This window comes from Methylorubrum thiocyanatum (genome assembly GCA_014138645.1).
Taxonomy (GTDB): domain Bacteria; phylum Pseudomonadota; class Alphaproteobacteria; order Rhizobiales; family Beijerinckiaceae; genus Methylobacterium; species Methylobacterium thiocyanatum.
The window spans coordinates 1-22,858 of the sequence record JACJIB010000002.1 but is presented as its reverse complement, the minus strand read 5'-3'; the positions used below and the strand labels follow the sequence as shown (position 1 = coordinate 22,858).

Sequence of the window (22,858 nt, the reverse complement as noted above, 5' to 3'; positions counted from 1 at the left end):
CGAGCGGCCGGCACGCTGAATGTTCAGAGCCGAAAGCCGTGCTGTCAATCGAAGTCTATTTCCAATATTATGGCGATCGGCCCAAAACATTCCATCGATCCGGCTGTGCCGGGGATATTTTTGCCCGTACGAACTTCCGCCGACGGATGTCGGCACAAATGATCGCCCGCAGGATCGACGTTGGAACTCTTTCGCGCGACCTCCATCGACAAGCGGATGCTTCTTGTATCGACCGCCATCTCGAGTGAGATGTTCTCGAACCCTGAGGATCGCGGGCAGAACATCCTTCCGATCCAAGCATCTTTGGAAACACGTTTCGTTGACCGGCCGGTGCCGAGCGCCGACCATGGCGGCCTGTTCTTCGAACCCCTGGTGCGGCCCAGGCCGCCCGTCTCGCTCCCGCTCTCACCGAAGTGTCGATGACCGTCGCCGTCCCGCCTCCCGATACCGTCCGGATCCTCGGCGAGCGCTTGGCCGCGGGTGCGGCGGAGAACGACCGCACCGGCGCCTTCCCGCACCGTCACATCGCCGCGCTGCACGAGGCCGGCCTTCTCGCCCTCACCGTACCGCGGCGGCTCGGCGGCGGAGGGGCCGGACTGGCGCGGGCGGCGCAGACCGTGGGGGCGATCGGAGCGGGCGATCCGGCCGCCGCCCTCGTCCTGGCGATGACGCTGCTCCAGCACGGCCTGATCCACCGGGAGGGCACGCCCTGGCCACGGCCGCTCGCCGACGCGGTCGGGCGCGAGGCGGTGGCGCGCGGCGCCCTGATCAACGCCCTGCGGGTCGAGCCGGATCTCGGCACCCCCGCCCGCGGCGGCCTGCCGGCGACGATCGCCCATCGCGACGGCGCCGGCTGGCGCATCACCGGCCGGAAAATCTATTCCACCGGCGCGCCCGGCCTCGCCTACGGCCTCGTCTTCGCCCGTACCGACGAGCCGGAGCCGCGGGTCGGCAACTGGCTCGTCCCGTTCGACGCGCCGGGCCTGCGCATCGAGGAGAGCTGGGATCATCTCGGCCTGCGCGCCTCGGGCAGCCACGACGTGGTGTTCGAGGATGTCGCGGTGCCCGGCGACCACGCCGTCGATCTGCGGCCGCCGGAGGGCTGGCGCCGGCCCGACCCGCTGCAGCAGGCCTGGAGCTGCACCCTGCTCGCCGCGCTCTACGACGGGGTCGCGCGGGCGGCGCAGGCGTGGTTCGTGCACTTCCTCAACACCCGTGCGCCCGGCAGCCTCGGTGCGCCGCTGGCGAGCCTGCCGCGTTTCCACGAGGCGGTCGGCGAGAACGAGCGGCTGTTCTCGGTCAATGCCCGGCTCGTGGCGAGCCTCGCCGCCGAGACCGATACCGGCCGCCCGCCCGCCCCGCAGGAGGCGGGCTTCGTCAAGCTCACCGTCACTGAGAACGCGATCCAGGCGGTTCAGCGGGTCTCCGAACTGGTCGGCAACGCCGCCCTGTCGCGGAAAAACCCGCTGGAACGGCATCTGCGCGACGTTCTCTGCGCCCGCATCCATTGGCCGCAGGGCGACGCGGTGCGCAGCGCCGCCGGCCGCGCCGCCCTCGGCGCTTGAGGAAGAGGAACCAGCATGAGCCTGCTGCCCCCCGAGGCGATCGAGTTCATCGGCTTCGTCGCCCCGCGCGAGGTCTCCGAGATCCACGCCGCGCGCGGACCGGTGATCGACCGCGGCTACCTCCGCCTGCTGGCCCAGGCGCACGAATGGGGCGGGTTCGACCGGGTGCTCGTCGCCGCCTATTCCACCACGCCCGATCCCCTGCTGATCGCGACCCAGATCGCTTCGGTCACCGAGCGGATCGGGCTGATGATCGCCCACCGCACCGGCTTCACCGCGCCGACCATCGCCGCGCGCCAGTTCGCGACCCTCGACCAGCTCACCGGGGGACGCGTCGCGATCCATGCCATCAGCGGCGGCGACGACCGCGACCTTGCCCGCGACGGCGACCACCTGACTAAGGACGAGCGCTACGCCCGCACCGGCGAGTTCCTCGACCTCCTTCGCCTCTCCTGGACCGCGAACACGCCCTTCGATTATGCGGGCGCCCATTACCGGATCGAGGGCGGCTTCTCCGAGGTGAAGCCGGTGGGCACGATCCCCGTCTATTTCGGCGGCGCCTCGCCGGCGGCCCTGGCGGTGGCGGGCCGGCACGCCGACATCTACGCGCTCTGGGGCGAGACGATAGGACAGGTGCGCGAACTGATCGGCCGGGTGCGCGCCGCGGCGGCTCCCCTCGGACGGGCACCCCGGTTCAGCCTCTCCCTGCGGCCGATCCTCGCCGAGACGGAGGAGCGGGCCTGGGCGCGGGCGGACGACATCCTCGCGCGGACGCGGCGCCTGCGCGCGGCCCAGGGGCTCGCCCCGGCGGCGACGCCGCAGAACGAGGGCTCGCGCCGGCTTCTCGCCGCCGCGGCTGCGGGGCCGCGCCTCGACAAGCGCCTCTACACGGCGATCGCCGCCGAGACCGGGGCGGCCGGCAACTCGACGGCGCTGGTCGGCACGCCCGAGCAGGTCGCCGACGCGCTGCTCGACTATTACGATCTCGGCGTGCGCACCTTCCTGATCCGCGGCTTCGACCCGCTGGAGGACGCGATCGCGTATGGGCGCGCGCTGCTCCCGGCCTTCAAGACGCTGGTCGCCCGCCGCAACGGCACGGCGGAGGCCGCCTGATGCGCCGCCTGCTTACCGTTCTCTCCCTGGCGCTGCTCGCCCTCGCGCCGGCCCGGGCCGAGGAGACCCTGCGCGTCGGCGACCAGCGCGGCAATGCCCGCGCCCTGATGGAGGCCGCGGGCGTGCTCGACGGCCTGACCTACCGGCTCGAATGGAGCGAGTTCCCGGCCGCCGCGCCGCTGCTGGAGGCGCTGAATGCCGGCGTCATCGACGCGGGCGGGGTCGGGGACGCGCCCTTCACCTTCGCCGCCGCGGCCGGCGTGCCGGTCAAGGCGTTCCTCGCCTTCCGCAACCGGCAGGACGGGCTCGCCATTCTCGTCCGACCCGATTCGGGGATCCGCACCGTTCCGGATCTCCAGGGTAAGCGGATCGCCACCAATCGCGGCTCGATCGGCCATCAGGTCGTGCTCGCCGCCCTCGAAGAGGCGGGCCTGCCCGCGGACAGTGTGCGGTTCACCTTCCTGCCGCCGGCCGATGCGAAGCTTGCCCTCGCCTCGGGCTCGGTCGATGCATGGTCGACCTGGGAGCCCTACACCTCGGCCGCCGAACTGGCAGGCCTCGTGCGGGTACTGCGCGACGGCAACGGTATCACGCCCGGCCTGAGCTACGCGGTGGCGAGCGAGGCGGCCCTGAAGACCAAACGGGCGTTGCTCGCCGATTACGCCGCCCGCCTCGCGAAGGCCCGGGCCTGGGCGCTGAAGGACCCCGCGCCCTATGCCGCCGCATGGTCGCGATTGATCGGCCTGCCGGAGACGGTCCCGCTGCGCTGGTTCGGTCGCGCCCAGTACCGCACCGTGCCGATCGATGCCGCGGTGATCGCCGACGAGCAGCGGATCATCGATCTCTACGTCCGCGCCGGCCTGATTCCGGTGTCGCGGGCCCCGCGCGCCGAGGCGATCGTCGATCCCGGATTTTCCGAAGCGCTCGCCGCCGTGCGATGATGCGCCTGCGTGGAGTGAGTATTCGATGCACGATATCGGCGACGGCCATACCCATCACCCCGAGCCCCACGATCACGACGACAGGCCTGACGGCGCCGCGGCCGCGCGCTGGAAGCATGACGGCGTGCGGGTGATCCCCGGCGACCGGCTCGACCCCAACACTGCCCAGACCCCCGGCATGTTCCGGCAGGCCGCGGTCAACGCCGCCCGCGTCGGCGCCCAGAAGATCTGGGCCGGCACGGTGGCGATCGAGCCCGATGCCAAGACCGGCGTGCACCACCACGGCGCGCTGGAGAGCGTGATCTACATCGTCTCAGGCCGCGCCCGGATGCGCTGGGGCGAGCGCCTCGAATACGTGGCCGAGGCGGGTCCGGGCGACTTCATCTTCGTGCCGCCCTACGTGCCGCATCAGGAGATCAACGCTTCGACCGACGCGCCCCTGCACTGCGTGCTGGTGCGCTCCGACAACGAGGCGGTGGTGGTCAACCTGCCCGATGTCGAGGCGGCCGAGCGGCCGGAGACCGTCTACTGGATCGACCCGATCCACCGGCAGCCGTAAGGCGTCACGCGGCGGGCTCCTGCAGGAAGCGGGCGATCCGCACCTGCGCCGCCCGTCCCTCGGGCAGGGGCAGGATGGCATAGACGTGCATGAGGCCGGGCGCCTCCTCGTAGACGAGCGGCACGCCCTCCCGCCGCGCCCGCTCCGTGAGGCGGCGGGCATCCGTGACCAGGATGTCGTGGGTGCCGCAGAACATCAGGATCGGCGGAAGGCCGGCGAGACGGCCGAAGAGCGGGCTGATGCGGGGGTCGGTCGGCGGCAACGCCCCTGCGTACCAGAGGCCCGCCGTGCGGATGCCCGGCCGCATCAGCATCACGTCGTCCCGCTCGATCCTGGCCTGCCCCGGATCGGACGCCGTCACGTCGAGCCAGGGCGAGAGCAGCACCAGCCCCGCCCCCCGCGGCAGCCCCGCGGCCGTCGCCTGCATGGCGAGCGAGAGCGCGAGCCCGCCGCCGGCCGAGTCCCCCATGACGAACATCGCGGAGGGACCGTGCCGCTCCAGCAGTTCGCGGTAGAGGCCGAGGACGAAGCACCCCGCCGCTTCGCCATCGTAGCCCGGCGCCAGCGGGTAGAACGGCACGACGAAGCGGGCGCCGGTCCGCTCGACCATGCGAGCGATGAAGCGCCAGTGATGCACTGAGATCGGATGAATGTAGGCGCCGCCGTGTAGGTAGAGAACGGTCGCCTCCGAAGGCCGTCCGCGCGGGGCCACGATGTAAACCTCACAGCCTTCGCGCATCGCCCAGGTGACGTCCAAGCGCCGTCGAATGGCGCGGGTGGGACGCGCCGCGCCCCCGCGCTCGGCAACGATCCGTTCCGGATCGAGCTCCGCGCTCGCGAAGAACCGGCGGCGGCCCGAGAGCCACAGGACTCGGGCCAGCATCCTGGCGGCGAGGCTAGCCACGGCTCATTCGGCTTTCCGCGAACCGTCGGGGACCATCCGCCGCATCACGACATGCGATGACGCGGCGCTGAACGCCGCTGCCGAGCGCGCGCGGAGGTGACCAAAACCACGGCTAAGCCGGCGGCAACGGCATCCTCGGCCAATCCGCGGGCAAAGCCCGACGGCGCGGGGGCGCCGGGGCCTCGGGCGGCGCGGCCGAGCAGCGTACCGGACACGGCCCCGGCAAGGCCGGCCAGCGCACCGATCTCGGGGGAGGCGCGGCGCCCGGCGAGCATCCAGCCACCGACGGCGCCGAGGGCGAGACGGACCGCGAAAGAAGGCGGAATGCGGCGGTCGGGTGCGAACGGCATCTTGTCTCCGGCCATCTCGGCCAGAGCCGCCGTGGTGGCGAGCCCCCGCGCGGCAGCGCCGGCCGGACGCCCGAGGCCTCGTCTCGGCTCGTGCGTCGCGATCCAGGCCAGAGCCGCGCAGGCCGAGAGGCTGCGCAATCCCGCCAGGAATCCGATCCCGAATGAGGCCCCGTATTGCCGCATCGCGCCTGCCCCTCACTGGACGAAGTGCCCTGACCCGAAAGGCTGCGGCGCGCGTCGGTGTTCCAGCTGGACCGGCGCCTTGCCCATCGCATAGACCGTCCGGGTCATCGCCGAGCCTTGGCCGAGGGCTAGGACCGGCGTGGCCGTCGCGTGCGTATCCCGGCATTCGGCGCCGGTCCGTCGCATCGGATCGTCCCGCGCGGGTCATGCCTCGACGGAAGCGGCGGCGAGCGAGGCGCGCGCCGGTCGGCAACAGATATCGATCCGATTGAGAGCGTACGTCGAACGGAAAGGCCCGGATCCGGGTGCGACTGCAGCGTGACCAGGAACGGCGTCACCGATGTCCCTGAAATCCGCACAAGTCTCCTCCATCAAGTACCTCTTGAAAGCGCCGATACTCGACCATAAGGTCGCCGCGGACGTCCCCAAAAATGCAATATAATACGCTATTGTTGAGGCTCGTGGAGCTACGAGACATCGGATTTCGAGGTCGATGGATTATGTCTACGAGAAAGTCGGCCTCACGTTTGATGTCTATTTTGAGGCGGAACAACGGCGGTCCGGCGACGGCCTGCAACCGAACATGTTACGTCGAAACCGCGTCACAAATGGTATATACGGTCACGCTGTGCGGGTGAACGTACTTGAAAAGCGTCTTCATCGACCAAACCAAATCGCAATAAGTTGACATACAAATTCATTTTTGTGATTTATAAGGAATATGAAGATCGAATTCAATACAAATACGAATATATTTTATTAATGTAGATTGTGAGTACGACGACAAACGACGCGGCATACATCAGGACGCATCATGCAGAATGCAACTCACAAAACAGTTAACAAACTTTCGTCCATTGATGTGAAGTCGATTTCCGAGCCAATCGTATCATTCGATCTGTTCGATACGCTTCTTAGACGCAAGTATCTCGCCGTCAACGAAGTGCATGACACGGTCAGTGCGTACTTGCTCGCCCGCCTCGGCAAAGCCAGGGATCTGACACCGGGACAGCTGACACTCACTCGGTACAATACGGGTAATTTTTTAAAGACGTCGCCTCATGTCGACATGGAAGAGCCGAGCCTTCCCGTCATATGGCAAAAAATCATTTCCACGATCGGGGTGCACACAAGTGAAGAAGCAGAAAAGATCATCAATGACACCATTGCGTTCGAGTTCGATTTGGAACTCGAAAACTTGGTAGCCGTCGAGGGTGCGAGAGATCTTCTGCGAGACCTGAAGTCGCACAATAAGCGGCTTGTTGCTGTTTCAGATATGTATTTCAGCAAGGCACAAATCGAAACAATCCTTCAAAAAATAGGAATATTATCATTCTTTGAAAAGGTCTACGTTTCGGTCGATGCGGGCACGACGAAGCAGACCGGACGGCTTTTCAAACATGTTCTGAGCGATCTTCGCGCACAGCCGAAATCCGTCCATCATATTGGTGACAACGCCCATTCCGATATCATCATGGGGAGCAAGGCGGGCCTTGCCGTCACGCGGATCGATCAGCCGGAAAAACTTCATCTCGAACGGCCAGCTTACGGCCGGCGTTCAGATATCCATCTTGAGATCGCCGACTTAGCAAAATCATTCCTATTTAAAATCCTGTTTGGGGCCATCAACAACAAGACTGATCATATATATTTTATGAGTCGGGATGGCCTGCTCCTTCGCCAGGTCTTCGAGCAGTGGAAATCTCCTTTTATTAAACGCTATTTCGATTTCTTCGATCAATCGGATCTGTTCCTCAGCCGCGCAGCCTCCTGCTGGCTCGCGCTCAACTTCCGCGGCGAGTGGCTGACGCAAGCGGTCGGCTTTGCGTTCTGGCTCTGTCATGGGACAGCCACGGTGCGGCAGATCTCCGACCTGTTCGGGATCGAAGAAGTGCCTCTCGAGTTGGGCGATACGCTTTTCAGCTCATCCACGGATACAGCGCGCGTCGTAAGCGCCTATGAAACGGCACGGCTTGACGACAAAATCCGTCACTCTCTGATGGAGAAGCGGCGCCTCGCCGAAAAATATCTATCAGAGGCTAAGCTGTTCTCGGCCCGGCACGTGACGCTCTGCGACATCGGCTACTCTGGGACCGTTGCTCGTGATTTGAACAGCTTCTTCCTGCAAGAGAGCGTGCGCCCTGAGGCACCCCGTCCGCCCAAGGTCGAGCTTGAACTCCTATCGACAAATTCGAATTACAATTCGAATGCTGCGCTGGCTCAGCCGTATGTTCGCTTCGGCGGCAACTCGATTTTGCCGAGCCACAAACTACCGCAGGCTCTCATCGATAGTTTTGCGTGGCTGGAAGTTTTCTTCAAACATCCAAGCTATGGGCCTTTGAACGGTTACGTCCAACGGGACGGTCGCACGATACCGGACTACGATATCGATACGAATGCCGTCGATGATTATCCATACGAGAAAATCATCGAAGCAAGCGCGTTCAAATCCGAAGACATTGTCCTGCTCTGGATGTCGAGCATCAATTTCTGGGATCAAATCGTCGATCCGCTCATCGCGCGGTTCGCAGCGCCCGATCTGAACACCGTCGGGCAGATGAACGTCGATATCTATGAAAATGACGCTATCACCAATCGCAAGCGTTCGATTATCCTCCTGCGTCCCGATCTTTCTGCTACGGAAATCTACAGCCTTTCGAAGCGCGATGATTACTGGATTCCCGGCTCGATCCTGGCGAGCGCCAATGTCGATGCAATGCCAGCAAAGGTCGTGGCTTCCGAGACGCCGGGCACTTCGCATGCGGATTCGGCTTCACGCCGTCCCGCTCGCAACGATCGTCGCACGATCCTCCCGAAGAAATTTCACGTCAGAAATCTACGACGCGCGCTAATCACAAACATCCGGCTTGCTCGGATGAAAATGGATCGCCGGAAGTTCGATACCCGCTTCTATCGCTCCTATTATCCCGACCTCGCAACGTTCGAAGAGGCGGCGCTCAGACAGCATTTCTTTCAACATGGCCAGCGCGAAGGCCGCTTCGCAGAACCCGCATCGTTGATCGCTCACCTCGAAGCCGAGCATGGCGCACTACCCAAAGACTTCGATGCGTTTATCTACCGCAAGCTCCACAGCGATTTGAATTTCGATGAGGAATGGCAGCTCAAGGCCCACTACCTACAGTTTGGACGAAATGAGAGACGCCGCTACCAGTCGGACATCGATATCGACGAGGAAGAACTCCGAGATCTGGTGAGATCGGGCGTGATCGCGCTGACGGCAGCGGAGCGCACGTCCTATAAGGGCGGGGCATCCGTTCGTAAGCTGCTTTTCGAACGGGCGAACATCGAAGCCGGTCCGTGGCTCGACCTCTTCGATTACGTCGAATTTCAAGCGTTGAACTATCAATGGACGGGACCTCTGAAATCCCGGACTCACGCCCTCGCCGTCTTTCTGGATCGCGGTCCGGCAAACTTGGCCGCTCTGTCGTTGAAAGCACGCTTCGATCACGCGTACTACACAAGGATCCATCCAGAGCTGGCCAACGCATCCGCGGAAGAGGCCTATCGGTTCTGGCTCGGTCACGGTGCTGGTGCGGGCGAGGCAGCCAGCGAGGATGATCGCCTATTCCAGATACTCGGCGAGCGGGCTTTCCCGGATGCTTTCAAAGTTGACGTGTTCGCGGGCCGCTATCAGGCGTCCAAGGAGGCCGGAGCAACCCTCGATCGCGTCGACCTCCTCGCCCTGTTCCTGCAAGGCGGCTACACCAGCGACACCGACTTGGTTCAGGGGCCGAACGCTTCACGTCTCTGGGAGGTTGTTGCTCGTAACGCGCGCAGTCACGGCCAGCTGGACGCGGCGATCCGCGCCTATGAAAACGCGCTCGATTGCAGCGGACCGCCTGGACGGATACTCCATCAGCTCGGCGACATCTATACGGTTCAGCACCGCCTTCACGATGCACTGCATTGTTATGAGCGTTGCGTCGATGCACCGAATACGGATCGGTGGGCTTTCATCAATGGCGCCCGTATCGCCGCGGATCTTGGGTATTTCGAGAAATCGTTATCGTTCATCTCGAAAGGCGCACATATCTGGGCCGAGAAGGAGCCCTGGAGGCGCGTTCGCGACCACGCCTATCGTGCGATGCTCGATCGCTCCGTGACAGAGGCTCGACGCGCGAAGAGCCCCGACCTGATCCTTACGACTCTTGAGCAAATCACGAACCTCATCAGCACCGAATTTGCTGAGACGCGTATCCTGCAGAACCCCGACGGCTACGCTCTGCTGCTCTGTGACGAACGGCTGGATGAACTTCCACAAGGCGCTGTCGAACGGATACGCTCTTACGTGGGCGATAAAGTAGGAAGAGATGTAAAAGTTCTTCCTTACAACCGCCTGGACTCAGTTCTAGAGGCTTTCGCCGGAGCCGCTTGCGTCATCTTTCACGAACTCACCAGCAATCCGCAGACCATTCGACTGGCCCTGACTGCGCGAGCGCTTTCGCTTCCCACAGCGTACTGGGCGGGAGCTCTCGACGGATCGGACGTCGCCGCCTTTCGCAGCGACAGTGCTTCGGCGCACCTTGCCTCCTTGTTGGCGAGCGAGGTGGCCACTCAATTCATATCGTTGTGCGATTACGGACTTGCGAGTTTGCCGGCCGCCCTCGACGTGTTGGAGCGTGTGACAAGCAAGCGGAAAGCGGCGCTGGTCGGGCGCGTTGGGTTGATACAGCGCCGTGAATTGTCAGGCTTGCAGCCGGTTTATATCGCAAACCTCTCGGAGGTCGGCGCCGAGAAAAGCAGGATGTCGGCCGCTTGGTCGATGATTGAGAAGCTGCTTTCCCAGCGGGAGCATGTTTCGATCATTTATGATCAGGCGTTGACGCCGCCCAGGCATCTGGAGAAATTCAGTGACAGGCTCAAATCAGCCGGCTTGAAGGCTGTCGACGCGACGACGAATTGGATTGCATCCGGGTGCAGGGGTTACATTTCGTTCGGATCCGAACACGGCAAGCTCTCCGGCAACTCGGTTCTCTCACCGCGCGAAGCGACGCTTCTCGGCATGCCCGTGCATGTCGTCGACAGTGCCGATCTCGCGCCGGAGCATGCACGCGACGTGCGGTCCAGGGGCGTCACTGCACTGCTGGGATTTGTCGATGCGTCGTCATCGCGCGTCGACAGACCGCCACAGCATCCGACGGAATCCCGCGATCTTCTGTTCGCTGATGCTCCGGCGGAATCCGCCGCGCCGGCCGACACCAAAAGCGCCAAGCGCCGGATACTTTTCAGCAACGTGTTTTTTGCACCCCAGACGATCGGCGGCGCAACACGCGTACTGAAAGATAATATCGATTACCTCTTGGATCATCACTCCGATGAATTCGAGATCGCGGTCCTGACGTCCGACGACGAGAACGATCGCAATGGAGCAAGCAGAATAGACCACTATCGCGGTATCCCGGTGATGCGCATCGCAACACCGCAAGAGCTCGACATGGACTGGCGGCCCTTCAATGCGGCCGTCTACCAGCACGCGCTGACGCTCCTCGAAAACTTTAAGCCGGATCTGGTCCACATTCACTGTTTACAGAGACTGTCGGTCGCAATGGCAGAGGCCTGCCGGACCATGAGCGTGCCGTATATCGTCACGTTGCATGACGCTTGGTGGCTGTCCGACTACAGCTTTCTCATCAACGAACATGGCGAACTCGCCATGCCGTCGCAGGATGTCCTGACACAGAAATTCTCCCGGCGAATCGGCCGGTCGGACAGTCTCTCACGCGCATCCCAGTTGAGAAGTGCGCTGGCTGGGGCAGAGGCGCGGCTCTCCGTTTCGCAATCCTTCGGCGAAATCTATCGGGCCTGCGGGTTCGACGTAAAAACGATTGCGAACGGTGTTTCGCGTCTCAAGGCGCGGCCGCGTGTGCCGGCAGGCGATCGCGTCCGCATCGCACATGTGGGTGGGACCCAGCATCACAAGGGAATGTTCTGGATCGAGGCCGCGCTTCGCCGCAACAGCTTCAGCAACATCGCGTTTTCTTACGTCGATCTCTTCCGGGATCCCGGCGATGAATCGCAGATCGTTTGGGGTACGACGCCGGTCACGGTTCACGGAAAAATCCCGTCGAGCGCGATCGAGGAAATCTACGCACGGACGGACGTGCTCATTGCACCATCCACTTGGCCCGAGAGTTTCGGCCTCGTCGCACGCGAAGCGCTGCAGGCCGGCTGCTGGGTTGTCGCGAGCGATCTGGGTGCGATGGGCGATGAGATCACCGATGGGGTCAATGGCTTCGTGATCGACATCACACGGCCGGGCTCTCTCGTCGAAGTTCTGACCGAAATCGATAGAAATCCGGACCGGTTCAAACAGAGCCCGCTTCTCAAGGTCGATCTCAGGACAGCGGACGATCAATCGAGAGACTTGATCGACTTCTATCGAACCCTCTTGCACTAAAAGGAGATGCGCACCCTGCGCCGCGTGGCGGCCCCGACACCGCGCAGGGTGCTTCGGCTTCATCCGTTGCCAAGCGGTCCGCAGATGAGGCCAAGGCTTCATCCAGGATACGCCCCCGAAGCGGCTGTCGCTGAGAGCGGCCTCACCAGCGACCGCTGCGCCTGCGAACCGATCGTCGCTCTTCGCGGATCGAGCCTTGAGGTGAACGTTCCGCGCCACGGCTGCCGTGGTAGGCTCGGACCGGACTGGGAGAAATCAATGCGACGCCACGCTGCTCACTTCGCCCTTACTTCTGCCCTCAGCCTCGCGACGATGTCCCTCGCACCGGCCTGCTTCGCCCAGGAGGTCAAGCGGACCGAACTCGGGCGGTCGCCCGTCTCGGGCGTCGAGGGCAAGGAGATCGTCGTTCAGCTCGTCGAGATTCCGCCCGGCGCCACATCGCGGCGCCACTTCCATAACGGCGAAGAGGCCTTCTACGTGCTCGAGAGCGGCACGGCGCAGGTGCTGGGCAAGGAAGCCAAAGAGCGTCCCGCGGGCGAACACGGCATCAACCAGCGCGAGGTGCCCCATGCCGGCTACACCGTCGTCGGCGACAAGCCGCTCAAGATTCTGTCGGTCTATGTCGTCGATACCGGCAAGCCGCTGCAAGTGCCGGTGCCCTGAGGCGCCGCAGTCGTAAGACCAGGCCCCGGCGCTCTCGTGGCGGGATTCGGCTTCATGGGGGGGGCATTGGATCCGCATGGCAGCGGCCTGCCCCGTCGCTGGCGCTCGACAGCCGCTTTGAGGAAAGAGGCACGGACACATCCGAGATGAAGGCGCATGCCAGGACATCGCCGCCTCGACAGGCGCCGCCCTGTCATCGCTGGGCAGAGGCGGTAACCGGCCGGCAGGCGGGGCCGAGGACGCCTACGCCTGCTCGTTATCGATCCAAGCACGGCGAGCAGCGAAGGATGTGACGCGGGCACCGGGAGCGCCAGCCGCCCCGGGTGACGACATCGTGTTCCGTCAGGCGTGCCACAGGGATGGACCGAGGGCACATCGTCGTTCACTGATGCGCCACACGCCATCAGTCCAGCGTGCACCTTCTCCAGCCCCGCCCGGCCAGCCGGCGCGGGGTTTTTCGCGCCGTGTTCAGAGATCGCTCCGGCGATCGCCAGCGCAGCCCCCTCTCGGCCATCGGTGGGAGACGGAAGGATCTGGCGATTGCCGGAGCGGAGCCGGCTCGATTGCCTCCAAAGCCCCCGCTCAATCTGGGCCGACGCGTCACGAGATCTCGGGCGAGCTCCCGAACAGAAGTCGCCTGAAGTACGACCTTTGCACGATCCAGAGGCAATGTCACAGATCAGCGAGGCCCGAATAAACCATCTATCCGCAACACATACGTACTACCCCTTTCGGATAGATGTTACAGTCATACCACGCCCGACAAGATACTTCTCACAATACATCATTCTATAATATTCTACATGATGAAGCAGCTTGATTGCCGTCTTCGAGGCGCTTTATCTTTTTGGTGCAAATCGCGGTCAGCTGCATCTTGTACCGACCGGGCTGAAATCCAGCCCAACGCGCGATCAAAGCGGAGCTCGTCATGGCGCTTCCCATCGTCTTCAATAACCTGACTTTCGAGGTCGATTATCTTTCTCTCGACAACGACGGCGTACAGGGAGACGTCTTCGAAAATAATGACAACAACCCCAGGCCCTACGTACTCAATGGCACGATTAACGCTGTTGGAGACCCCGTTACTTTCACGTCAACCGATGGGACCGATCAGTTCACGGCTTATGCGACGAATCTGGATAATCCCAATCAGATCGTGTTCACCGAAAACAGCGATGGAACGGGCGCCGCATATATCGCTTCGAATACCCCGTTGACCGAGGGCGGGACCGAAGCGTTTTCCGAGACCACCCTCGGCGACTTCACTCCGGTCTGCTTCGTGACCGGCACGCGGATCCGGACGGAGCGCGGCGAGGTCGCCGTCGAGGATCTGCAGATCGGCGATCTCGCCGTGACGGCCTCCGGCGCGCACAAGCCCATCCGCTGGATCGGCCACCGCCTCGTCGAGGCGGCCGATCACGCCGCTCCCCAGGACGTCTGGCCCGTGCGCATCACCGCCGGCGCCCTCGCCATGGGCGTGCCGGTCCGCGACCTGCTCGTCTCGCCCGACCACTGCCTCGTGTTCGACGACGTCCTCGTCCCCGCCAAGCACCTCATCAACGGCGCGACCATCCGCCAGGAGCCGGTCGAGGCGGTCGGCTACTGGCACATCGAACTCGACAGCCACGAGGCCCTCCTCGCCGAAGGCGCGCCGGCCGAAAGCTACCGCGACTGCGGCATGCACGCCTTCTTCGAGGGGGCCGAAGGCTGGGGCCACCGCGTCGGCGACAAGGCGCCCGTCGCCCTGCTCGCGCCGCACGCCCTGTCCGGCCCGCGCCTGCACGGCGTCAAGGCGATCCTCATCGCCCGCGCCAAGCATCTGGGGGCGCGCCGTGTCGAGGATCCGGGCCTGCAGGTCGTGGCCGATGGCCAGGTGCTGACCCCGGCCTCGATCGACAACCGCCGCTTCACCTTCGCGGTGCCCGAGGGCACGCAGACGCTGGTTCTGCGCTCGCGCAGCTCGGTGCCGGCGCACTGGATCGCCGAGAACGAGGATCGCCGGACGCTCGGCGTGCGGGTGTCCGAGCTGTGCGCCGACGGCACCGCCGTGGCGATGGCGGACGCGCAGCTGGCGCAAGGCTGGAACGCGGTCGAGCCCAACGGCCAGGAGCGCTGGACCGAGGGCGAGGCGCATCTGCCGGTCTGCCGCGAGCTGTCGTTCCAGGCCGATTGGTTCCTGGGCTACCCGGTCGAGACCGTGTCGGAGCCGATGCCGGTGAACGCCGCCGTCTCGTTGGCAGCACCGGTTCTGCGGCTCGTCGCCAACGGCTGATCGCAGGCGCTTGAACGTCGCACGTCCTCGACAGCCCCGCCTCGGTCCGCCGAGGCGGGGTTTTCCGTTTGCGCCCCCATTCTCAGAGGAGCCGGCGGATGGAGGGGATTCCATCCGGAAGCAGGGCTGCGCCCTCACAGAGGTGCTCGACGAAAGCCGCCGCGCAGCGCTGTGAATCGCCGGAACGACCCTGCCGGAATGCGCGCCCTCTACCTCCGAGCGGCGAACTCCCAGATCGGCATCCCGACCGGTAGACCGGGCAGATCGCGGTAGCCGCTCGTGTTGTCGAACAGGATGCGGCCCGCCTCGATATTCGTGGCCTTCCGGCCGCCGATCATCAACACGCCGCACCAATCGACGCGCAACGTGCCGTGCTCGGGATGGACGCCGAAGAGCTGCGGCGCGGTCCAGCCCAAGCGCACGGCCTCGGCCCCGTAGCGCTCGATGAAGTCGGTACAGGCGTCGTGGATGTTCGCCCAGGCGGTGGCGCCGAGGTAGCGGCAGGGCGAGGAGCCCGGACGGAGCGCACCGAAGGCGTTGCGCCACGCGGCGGCCTCGGGCGGAAGTGGATCGGATGCGCGTTCGGGAGGAAGCATGACGGCTGCCGGCTGTTGGCGGGACGGACGGCATAGGGGCGCAAGGTTGCTTTGACCTTGCCGATCGCGGGCGCTCGGGTAGGAGCCTTTCCGTGACCCATGATGCCGCTTCCTGAGACCCTCTTCGGCGAGGCCTGCGCACGCCTGCCGCTCTTCGACGGCCTGTCCGATGAGGCGATCGATCGCCTCGCGGCCGGCGGCTTCGGGCGGGGCTTGCTGACCGCCGCGCTCCGGGCCCGGCTCCGCAAGGCTGGCCTTGCGGATATGGGAGCGCTCGCGCGCGCCACGCCCGCCGAGCTCATGGCCGTGCGCAAGATCGGCCCGGTGCGTGTCCTGACGATCCGGGCTCACGTGCTCGGCGAACTCGCCCGGCGCGTTCCAGGCGCGCGGGCGGCCCACGACGGGGAGGCGACCGACCGGCGCCGGCTGGACCGGCTCCGTGCCTTGCCGGCGGGACCGCTTCCTCTCGTCGGGACTGTCGCCGAACGGTTCGGCCCGCCCGGTCCGACCTGGGCCGATCTCGCCTCGATGCGGCGTGCGGAGGCCATAAGGGCGCTCGGGATCGCGGCCGCGGATCTCGACGCAATCGTCTCAGCCCTCGTCCTCACCCTGTTGCCCGATCCGCCGCGCAGCCTGCCCGTTGCCGCGATGCGCGAGGAAGATACCGCGCCGGAGACCAGGGCAGGGCGGGTCTGCGCCGAACTGCAGCGCGCACGAGACCGAGAATGGGAGGCGGCGGCGCCCGCGACGGGTGCCAGCCCCTCCGGGGGCCGCCGACGATCCTGACACGAGGGCCGCGCTGTCGCTCCCCTGCGAGGCGGCCCGTTCAGGAAGGCGCGTGCCTCCCGAGGCGCTGCCGAACACGGGGGCGTCGAGCGCGTGGGTGGAGCATGACACGCCCCCTGAACCGGAGCTGCATCCGACCGCACCGCAACGCGCCGGCTTCTCAAGACCCTTGTGGTGACGCGCATTTCTGACGCACCGGCGATCAATTCGTCGGAATACGATCGAACTGCGAAGCTGGACCATCGCATGGGGCCTGAGCAATCGGCCCCTCTTTGCCCGTGTCCGTAGAGTGGATCCTTGGATTGACCGATGCGCCGGCCACCGAGTTTCTCGTGACCATCCTCAGGCCGAGCCGAACATCGCCGACATGCATCACCCCATCCACGCCACTATCGCGGTCGTCGTCGCGTTCCTCATCCCGGCGCTGCCCAAGCCGGCCTCGGCGCAGAGCTTCACTCTGCCGGAAATCGGAATGGAGAAGGATGGCGCGTGCCAGCAGATCGCGGTGCGAGAGCGGAACGGCAAGGCGATGGTGCCGCTCGGATGCGTCTCCTCCAAGGGCTGGGTGCTGACCCCGGACACCTTTCGTTCTTCCGGAATCGGAACACTCGATACGACGTTTCAAAGCACGATCAATCCAAATGCCGTGCAGATCTCGCCCGGCATGGGCGTTGCCTATTGCCCCGGCCTCGCTTGTATTCCCGGCATCACCGACCAAAACCAGCGGGCGAGCGTGGTCATTTCCGGCAAGTCCCAACTCGATGGAGAGGCCGAGGAGCAGCTCCTCGCGCTCAGCATGACGACGAAGACAGGTCGGCTCACCGACTGGAAGCCACGCACCCCCTACGAGGCAGGCACCAACGTCTACAACAAGGACGGTGACAACGTCTTCCGGGTCGCGTCGAAATGTATATCGGGCCCCACCATGCCGGTGCTGCCGGACCAGAACAACCCCAAGGGCGCCGTCGTCACGAACGGGTCCTGTCAGCTCAAGTGGATCAATCGCGGCGCAATCGCTGCGAAATTGACGGCCTATTTCGAGAACGAGGTCGAGCCGGGGGCCGGCAACGCCTGGACCCAGGCGAACAACTTCATCATGCGGCCAGGCGCGCCGACCAACTTCAACATCAACACCGAAATGGATTTCTCAAACCTCTCCGGCGCGGATTGCCCACTCGGACATTACTGCACAGCGCTCCGCCTCGGCATGGGCGGCCCGAACAAAGCGACGCAAGCCCTCGATATCACCACCGACAACACGGAGAGGTTCAAGACCATCTGGGGCATCCGTCTCAACGGGCTGAACCTTGCCTCCGATGCGCTGATCGGGCTGGATAGTTCGACCAAGTACGGCATCCTGTCCAACCTGATCGGCCTTGCCAATCCGACCTTCAGCGAGGCCATGATCGGCGATGCGTCGGTCTCTTCGAAGACGACGCTGCAGGCGACCGGATCACGCACGCAATCCGTCATCGATACGCAGGGTGTGACGATCGCGCCCCAGGGCGGAAGTCCGACGGCGGTCGTGATGGCGGCTGGCCAGCAGGTCTGCTTTGCCGGATTCAACGTGTGTTGGCGCTACGATACGACGGCCAAACGCATGAAGCTCCGCTGGAACGGTCAGGACGTGGCGTCGATCGACAGTGGCGGCAACGCCCGCTTTCTGGGAGCGGTGACGGGCAACACGACGCCTTAACCGCCGGGACGAGCGTCAGAGCGTCGCGCGAGCCGACATTCCCTGTCGTATCCGGCTCGCAAGGCGTCCGGGCATCCAGCGTATTCGCTGAGGCGGACACCAGCGATGACGAGTGCCAAATGGCACGGCGCTTCAGGATGCCCGATCCTAATTCAGGCGAACGCAACAAGTCACGGCCAGCCGCCATTCGACGGAGACCGCGCAAACCTTGATAGGTTGTGTCATGAACACCCGCCTTAATTCCGCCATCGCTGCGATTGTCATAGGTGTCAGCGCGATATCCTCTCCTGTTCTTGCCCAGAGCATCTCAACAGTTCGAGGCGAGAAACCGTCCAGCTTCTTCACCGACCGCCCGGCTCCGAACGCCTACGACGACCTGACGACCGGCTCGATCGGTACGGGCCGGAGCCGCGGCGTCGATCGCTCGGCGAAGGAGGGCAATGCGGAGCTGAATGATCGCTACGTGCCCAACTACGGCATGACCTCGGGCGGCCCAACGCGATAGCGCAGGAGCCTCAAGGCCCCGTCCGCTCGTGTGCAGATCGCGTCTCGCGGGGCTGCCCTTGATCGTTGACGATACGGCTCCCAAATAAGGTCCACGCCGATCGCGATTCCCTCGCTTGATCGGACACGGCCACGATGCCGGAGTGGCGGTGACGCCGGATGTACGCGCACCTTCGTTCCAGCTCCCGTGGCCGTTCTCATTTCAAAGCTTGCGTCAACTGGAAGCGCCGACCAGCGTCCGCGTTGATGAAGATGGACTCCAATCGCGGCGGTTGAGCCTCAGGGCTCCCGTCCGCGAGCGCGCCGGCTGCCGCGTTCGCCCCGTTCGCGAGCGGCCGGCGCGTCCCCTCGTTCGCTTACCTGCTGTCCAGGCGACACGAGAGGGGCGTTTCGACCGGACAGGAAGCCGGTGGCTCGCGATAGATCCGGACGCGGGGCGGCTCATCGCCACTCTCGAGCGCCGTGCGGCGCTCTTCCTCCGCGTAATCCCAACTCCACTCGTCGGAATGCTCCCCATCGAGGACGACGCCGGCCCGGCAGCCCCAGCCATGCTTCCGCGCGACCTGAGCCTGTTCGTAGGTGACCGTGAAATAGCCGAACTCATGCAACTCGAGATCACGGCAGAGGATCTGGCCGTCAGGCGTCACAATATCGCCCGGCTTCGCACCTTCCGGCAGTCTTGATGTCATCGTTGGCTCTCGCGCGTCACACCCCTGCATGATCTTACCGATCCGCGGCGCGTATGGAACGGGCTGCGGAGCGTATTTATGCAAAATAACGTCGGTCTTAGCGGCACCGCGTGTTGTCTGGTGATGCGGCACGCGCCGTGCTCCGTGCCCCTGTCTCCCGCGGAACGCTTCCGGGCTCTCACGTTGCTTGCGCAGCCCGAAACACCTTGCACCCCGAACCGTGGCAGTGCAGAGAGCGTCACCGCCGCGCTGACTTTGTCTGGCCGGCGATAGGCGGGTCGGTCAGGGGTCGCCCCTCGTGACCGGCTCGCCGCCTTCAGGCTTCGACTTACATGCGAGCGTCCTGGCGATTGTCGTCGGCAGCTTGTGCGGCGACGGCAGCGGCACGTCGGTCGGCCAGCGGAACGCGGTGAACGCCTTGCGCGGGACGGCCGCGATAAGCCACGCATCGCCATGACGACTGCCGAGCAGAGGGACCAGGGTCGGCTCCCACGACGAAGCCGACAGGCCCTCGCAGGACGAGTCGCCCCGCTTCTTCGTGGCGATGGCGCCCACCGTCGCCGCCCCCAGCCCGACGCCCCAAGCCTCGCAGGACCGCGCCGCGAGGCTGACCGAGGGCTTGTGGCCGGCCCGCTTCAGCATGGCGCCGATTGCGGCCGCGCACCACGCCACCGAGTCCTGCTTGATGCCGGAGAAGATCGCGTCGGCGAAGCGTTGCACCACGCGCGGGGCATTACCCGTTGCCCGTGGCGTTACCCGGCTCTCGGACCCTGGCGGTGCAAACTGAGGGGAGGGCTCCGACCACCGGTATAGATTTGCCGCTCCCTGGATCCCCCGAAAGGGGTAGAAGCGAGAGTGTTCGCCAATCAGATCACTGTTCTTTGGCGCCTCACCACTCTGAAAATGAACAGGAACAGTCATCTGCAGTTAACGGACTGCCCGCCGGCCATCTCGCCCCGGTACCGGCGTCAGGGGGTAGGAAGCAAACCCTCATGCCGGACAAAGTGAAGCACGCTGAACTCGCGCAAAAAGCGCTCGACGCTTACCTGCATGAGCATTCCGGCATCCGGCGCTGGTGTCATCCACGAGCATCGGACGTGATCGGAGAATGTGACATCATCGACCTCGTCACGGATTTGATGCTCTTGGCCGAAGCGAAAGGTCACGATCCTCACGGCGTGATCCGGAAAGTCGAAGCCCACCTGCAGGCAGAGACAGGATTGAGCTCATGATATCGCGCCTGAGCGCGGTGACAGGCGGGATTGAGGCGAGCTTCCGCTGTCTATGAGGTGGGCATGGCCAAGAGCCTCGCTGCCCGCGCTCGGGCCGTCTTGCTGGTATGGTCGCTTGGCTCGGAGAGCCTGCCCATTGGTCTGATCGGGTGGGGGCGCCCCTGCCCCTGCGTTCCACGATAGGGTCCACGTAGAGCCTGACACCGCCGCAGCGGCCGTCGGCCGTGCAGCCTGGGACTTGGCACTTCCATCCCACCCGCTTCAGCCCCGCTCGGCGCCAAGCCTCGTCTCACCAATTTGTTGTGACGCAATGCGCCGATAACCAAGGCCCAACAAGCCCGAGAGATCCCGGCCGATCGGTCCGTGGACATGATCGACCATATGAGCATCAGCCCGAGCGACATCGAAAGCGCGCAGCTTTTCCATGACGCCGCACTCGAGCCGCTGGGCATCTCGACAGTGATGGAGGTCAGGCCGGAACAGTCGGGAGGCTATCACGGCATCGGATATGGAACGGGCGGTAAACCGTTCTTCTGGCTGTCGAGCGACAGCCGGCGCGTGATCTCGAACGCCTCGGGTGGCACGGGCATCCACATCGCGTTCGAGGCTGAGAGCCGGGCAGCGGTCGACGCCTTCGTCGCCGCTGCATTCTCCGAAGGCCTTCCAGACGCGGCACTGGTGACCCGAGGGCCGGCGTGCCATACCGCGCCATGACCAACGAAGTTCCACACCCCTATTCCATCACGGTCGAGCCGCTGAACAAGCCCGAAGGTCACTTCGGCTGGGCACTGAGGAAACACGGCAAGCTGGCCGAACGCTCCGACCGCGCCTTCACCAGCGAGGCCAAGGCGTTTGAGGCGGCCATGAAGGCCATCGAGCGCAACGAGACAGGGTTCGGAAGCCGGTAGCGGCGGGCGCGATCTTGCACAGCAATCAGGGGATCACCCCCTGCTTGTGGCCCCCGCTCGGACGCGTCATCGGCGCTGGCGGCGTGGGGGACCTTCAAAGCGAGACCGCTCCAGGAACCGGCCCCGTTGCGGACACTTGGCTCCTTGAGCCGGCGCGAGGCCGGCAGAGAGATGTGCCATGTCCAGCGATACCGCAAAGCACCACGAACTTCTCAGCGCCCTGAAGGAGTCTCGGGGCAAAGCCGACGGCTCCTTCGAACAGGCCGTGACAGATGCGTTCGAGCACGTTTTCGAGCACTTGGACCGCCTGAACACTCACGTCTCGGCCGGCGGCCCCGAAGGTGAAGAGCGCCCGCTAAAGCCCGATGAATCTCCCACCCTTCGCTGAGTGGGAGAGATCTCGGTGGCTACGGCCGCGCACCGCGCCACCCACTCCAATTGCGTCCCTAACGCGCTTTCGCTGCCTGCCTTCGGATGGCGGCCTGAACGAACGTGACCCACCCGGCGTTTGTCCTGTTCAACGACAAACAGGGATGGAAACCGCCATGCGATCCAAAACTTTGGCGCTTGCCGCCGCGCTTACCGTCGCTCTCTCCGGGGCCGCTCTGTCGCAGACAGCGGCCGGCGGTGGAAGCGCGGAGGGCAACATGAACAACCCGGGCAGCGTGAAGAGCAATTCCGAGAAGAGCATGGAACGCTCGACGGGATCGGCAACCGGCGCAACGACCGGCACCGGCATGGCTCCGGCGGCCCCTGGTGCTGCCGGCACGACCTCCAGCGGCAGCATGGGCACCGGCACAGGGACGGGCTCCCGCGGTGCAGCCGGAGGCCGCTGAACGATCCACGCTAAGATGACGATGGAAGGGTCGGCGTGACGCCGGCCCTTTTCGTTGAGATTCCAGCCAGGGTGGGCCGATGCAAACCGGGAAAGCGCGATCTCCACGCGCACCGCAACCGGGCCAAGCTGCCACGCCAGGCAAGAAAAAATCCCGCACCCTTCGACAAGGTACGGGATCGAAATTTAGAAGACCAACGATCTCGATCACTTGGAGATCAGTTGGTGCCCAGGAAAGGACTGGGCTTACAAGCAACAAGTTCCTTTCAGATCAATGCGTTGGCGAACCCCGCCGAGGCCACTTTGTACCATGTCTGTGTGGTGGCTTTCAACGGCCATCCGTCCCTAGAACGCTCCTGCCGCCGCTGGTGTCATCGTTGATGTAATCCGCCTCCTATCGCTTTAATCAGATGGATCCTCGAGGTGAGGAGCCCAACGCAGGTCGAAGTTTGAACTTGCGGATCAACCGCTTCCCCGCCCACAGCCCTATTGCTCGCCGACGCCGCGCGTCCTGCGGCATGAGGATCGCGCGTGACCTTGGCCCCTGTCTGACCTTGCCCCCTGTCTTCCCCCGTTCATAACTAGAGTCTGTTCTGGTTCTGGTCCTGTTTGGGCCGGGTTGCAAACGCGTTCGGGGTGAGCCC

The 22,858-nt window shown here is 64.5% G+C and carries 21 protein-coding genes; 16 read left to right on the top strand and 5 right to left on the bottom strand.

Annotated elements, in window-relative coordinates; genetic code table 11:
- Positions 1-180 precede the first annotated feature (180 nt).
- Genes HNR51_RS03920 through HNR51_RS03900 form a run of 5 tightly spaced genes read left to right on the top strand, consistent with a single transcriptional unit; the run spans position 181 to position 4,178 of the window.
- Positions 181-423 (top strand): hypothetical protein, encoded by a 243-nt coding sequence (locus tag HNR51_RS03920; RefSeq protein ID WP_182554041.1) that lies wholly within the window; start codon positions 181-183, stop codon positions 421-423.
- Positions 420-1,565: an acyl-CoA dehydrogenase family protein gene (locus HNR51_RS03915; RefSeq protein ID WP_182554040.1), complete on the top strand. Its 1,146-nt coding sequence runs from the start codon at positions 420-422 to the stop codon at positions 1,563-1,565. The genes HNR51_RS03920 and HNR51_RS03915 overlap by 4 nt, the downstream gene beginning before the upstream one ends.
- Positions 1,566-1,580: 15 nt before the next feature.
- On the top strand, positions 1,581-2,678 hold the full coding sequence (locus HNR51_RS03910; protein WP_182554039.1) for an LLM class flavin-dependent oxidoreductase: 1,098 nt from the start codon (positions 1,581-1,583) through the stop codon (positions 2,676-2,678).
- The gene (locus tag HNR51_RS03905) at positions 2,678-3,619 is read left to right on the top strand and encodes an ABC transporter substrate-binding protein (RefSeq protein WP_182554038.1); all 942 of its coding nucleotides are present in this window, start codon (positions 2,678-2,680) and stop codon (positions 3,617-3,619) included. The genes HNR51_RS03910 and HNR51_RS03905 overlap by 1 nt, the downstream gene beginning before the upstream one ends.
- Positions 3,620-3,644: 25 nt before the next feature.
- Positions 3,645-4,178: a cupin domain-containing protein gene (locus HNR51_RS03900; protein ID WP_182554037.1), complete on the top strand. Its 534-nt coding sequence runs from the start codon at positions 3,645-3,647 to the stop codon at positions 4,176-4,178.
- A 4-nt stretch (positions 4,179-4,182) separates the two neighbouring features.
- Here the strand turns inward: HNR51_RS03900 and HNR51_RS03895 are convergent, their stop codons facing one another.
- The gene (locus HNR51_RS03895) at positions 4,183-5,082 is read right to left on the bottom strand and encodes an alpha/beta hydrolase fold domain-containing protein (protein WP_182554036.1); all 900 of its coding nucleotides are present in this window, start codon (positions 5,080-5,082) and stop codon (positions 4,183-4,185) included.
- Between the two features lie 44 nt (positions 5,083-5,126).
- Positions 5,127-5,615: a hypothetical protein gene (locus tag HNR51_RS03890; RefSeq protein WP_182554035.1), complete on the bottom strand. Its 489-nt coding sequence runs from the start codon at positions 5,613-5,615 to the stop codon at positions 5,127-5,129.
- Between the two features lie 814 nt (positions 5,616-6,429).
- Between HNR51_RS03890 and HNR51_RS03885 the strand changes: the two genes are divergently transcribed.
- The 3 genes from HNR51_RS03885 to HNR51_RS03875 all read left to right on the top strand — a co-directional run bounded on the left by HNR51_RS03885 (position 6,430) and on the right by HNR51_RS03875 (position 14,968).
- Positions 6,430-12,033, top strand: a complete 5,604-nt coding sequence (locus tag HNR51_RS03885; RefSeq protein ID WP_182554034.1) for an HAD-IA family hydrolase — start codon at positions 6,430-6,432, stop codon at positions 12,031-12,033.
- A 258-nt stretch (positions 12,034-12,291) separates the two neighbouring features.
- Positions 12,292-12,696 (top strand): cupin domain-containing protein, encoded by a 405-nt coding sequence (locus tag HNR51_RS03880; protein ID WP_182554033.1) that lies wholly within the window; start codon positions 12,292-12,294, stop codon positions 12,694-12,696.
- A 928-nt stretch (positions 12,697-13,624) separates the two neighbouring features.
- On the top strand, positions 13,625-14,968 hold the full coding sequence (locus HNR51_RS03875; RefSeq protein WP_182554032.1) for a Hint domain-containing protein: 1,344 nt from the start codon (positions 13,625-13,627) through the stop codon (positions 14,966-14,968).
- 209 nt (positions 14,969-15,177) lie between these two features.
- Here HNR51_RS03875 and HNR51_RS03870 read toward each other — a convergent pair whose 3' ends face one another.
- Complete coding sequence (locus HNR51_RS03870) at positions 15,178-15,564, bottom strand: hypothetical protein (RefSeq protein WP_182554031.1); 387 nt, start codon at positions 15,562-15,564, stop codon at positions 15,178-15,180.
- Positions 15,565-15,663: 99 nt separating this feature from the next.
- On the opposite strand from HNR51_RS03870, the gene HNR51_RS03865 reads away from it, so the two are divergent.
- The 3 genes from HNR51_RS03865 to HNR51_RS03855 all read left to right on the top strand — a co-directional run bounded on the left by HNR51_RS03865 (position 15,664) and on the right by HNR51_RS03855 (position 18,551).
- Positions 15,664-16,350 (top strand): hypothetical protein, encoded by a 687-nt coding sequence (locus HNR51_RS03865; RefSeq protein ID WP_182554030.1) that lies wholly within the window; start codon positions 15,664-15,666, stop codon positions 16,348-16,350.
- 367 nt (positions 16,351-16,717) lie between these two features.
- Entirely contained in the window at positions 16,718-18,046 is a 1,329-nt protein-coding gene (locus HNR51_RS03860; protein WP_012456580.1) for a hypothetical protein, read from the top strand.
- 223 nt (positions 18,047-18,269) lie between these two features.
- A complete protein-coding gene (locus tag HNR51_RS03855) occupies positions 18,270-18,551 on the top strand; it encodes a hypothetical protein (RefSeq protein WP_182554029.1) in 282 nt (93 codons plus the stop codon).
- A 355-nt stretch (positions 18,552-18,906) separates the two neighbouring features.
- Here HNR51_RS03855 and HNR51_RS03850 read toward each other — a convergent pair whose 3' ends face one another.
- Together HNR51_RS03850 and HNR51_RS26635 are read right to left on the bottom strand one after the other, a co-directional pair.
- Positions 18,907-19,239 carry a hypothetical protein gene (locus tag HNR51_RS03850; protein ID WP_182554506.1) on the bottom strand — a complete coding sequence of 111 codons (333 nt, stop codon included), beginning with the start codon at positions 19,237-19,239 and terminating at the stop codon, positions 18,907-18,909.
- A gap of 282 nt (positions 19,240-19,521) precedes the next feature.
- On the bottom strand, positions 19,522-19,959 hold the full coding sequence (locus HNR51_RS26635) for a C40 family peptidase (RefSeq protein WP_239681674.1): 438 nt from the start codon (positions 19,957-19,959) through the stop codon (positions 19,522-19,524).
- A gap of 272 nt (positions 19,960-20,231) precedes the next feature.
- Here HNR51_RS26635 and HNR51_RS03840 point away from each other — a divergent pair, with 272 nt between their 5' ends.
- The 5 genes from HNR51_RS03840 to HNR51_RS03820 all read left to right on the top strand — a co-directional run bounded on the left by HNR51_RS03840 (position 20,232) and on the right by HNR51_RS03820 (position 22,215).
- Entirely contained in the window at positions 20,232-20,471 is a 240-nt protein-coding gene (locus tag HNR51_RS03840; RefSeq protein ID WP_081435433.1) for a hypothetical protein, read from the top strand.
- Between the two features lie 369 nt (positions 20,472-20,840).
- Positions 20,841-21,185 carry a VOC family protein gene (locus HNR51_RS03835; protein WP_239681675.1) on the top strand — a complete coding sequence of 115 codons (345 nt, stop codon included), beginning with the start codon at positions 20,841-20,843 and terminating at the stop codon, positions 21,183-21,185.
- A complete protein-coding gene (locus HNR51_RS03830) occupies positions 21,182-21,379 on the top strand; it encodes a hypothetical protein (protein WP_012456575.1) in 198 nt (65 codons plus the stop codon). Before HNR51_RS03835 ends, HNR51_RS03830 begins: the two co-directional genes overlap by 4 nt.
- A 178-nt stretch (positions 21,380-21,557) precedes the next feature.
- Positions 21,558-21,767 carry a hypothetical protein gene (locus HNR51_RS03825; protein WP_182554027.1) on the top strand — a complete coding sequence of 70 codons (210 nt, stop codon included), beginning with the start codon at positions 21,558-21,560 and terminating at the stop codon, positions 21,765-21,767.
- Between the two features lie 157 nt (positions 21,768-21,924).
- A complete protein-coding gene (locus tag HNR51_RS03820) occupies positions 21,925-22,215 on the top strand; it encodes a hypothetical protein (protein ID WP_081435465.1) in 291 nt (96 codons plus the stop codon).
- Positions 22,216-22,858: the final 643 nt, after the last annotated feature.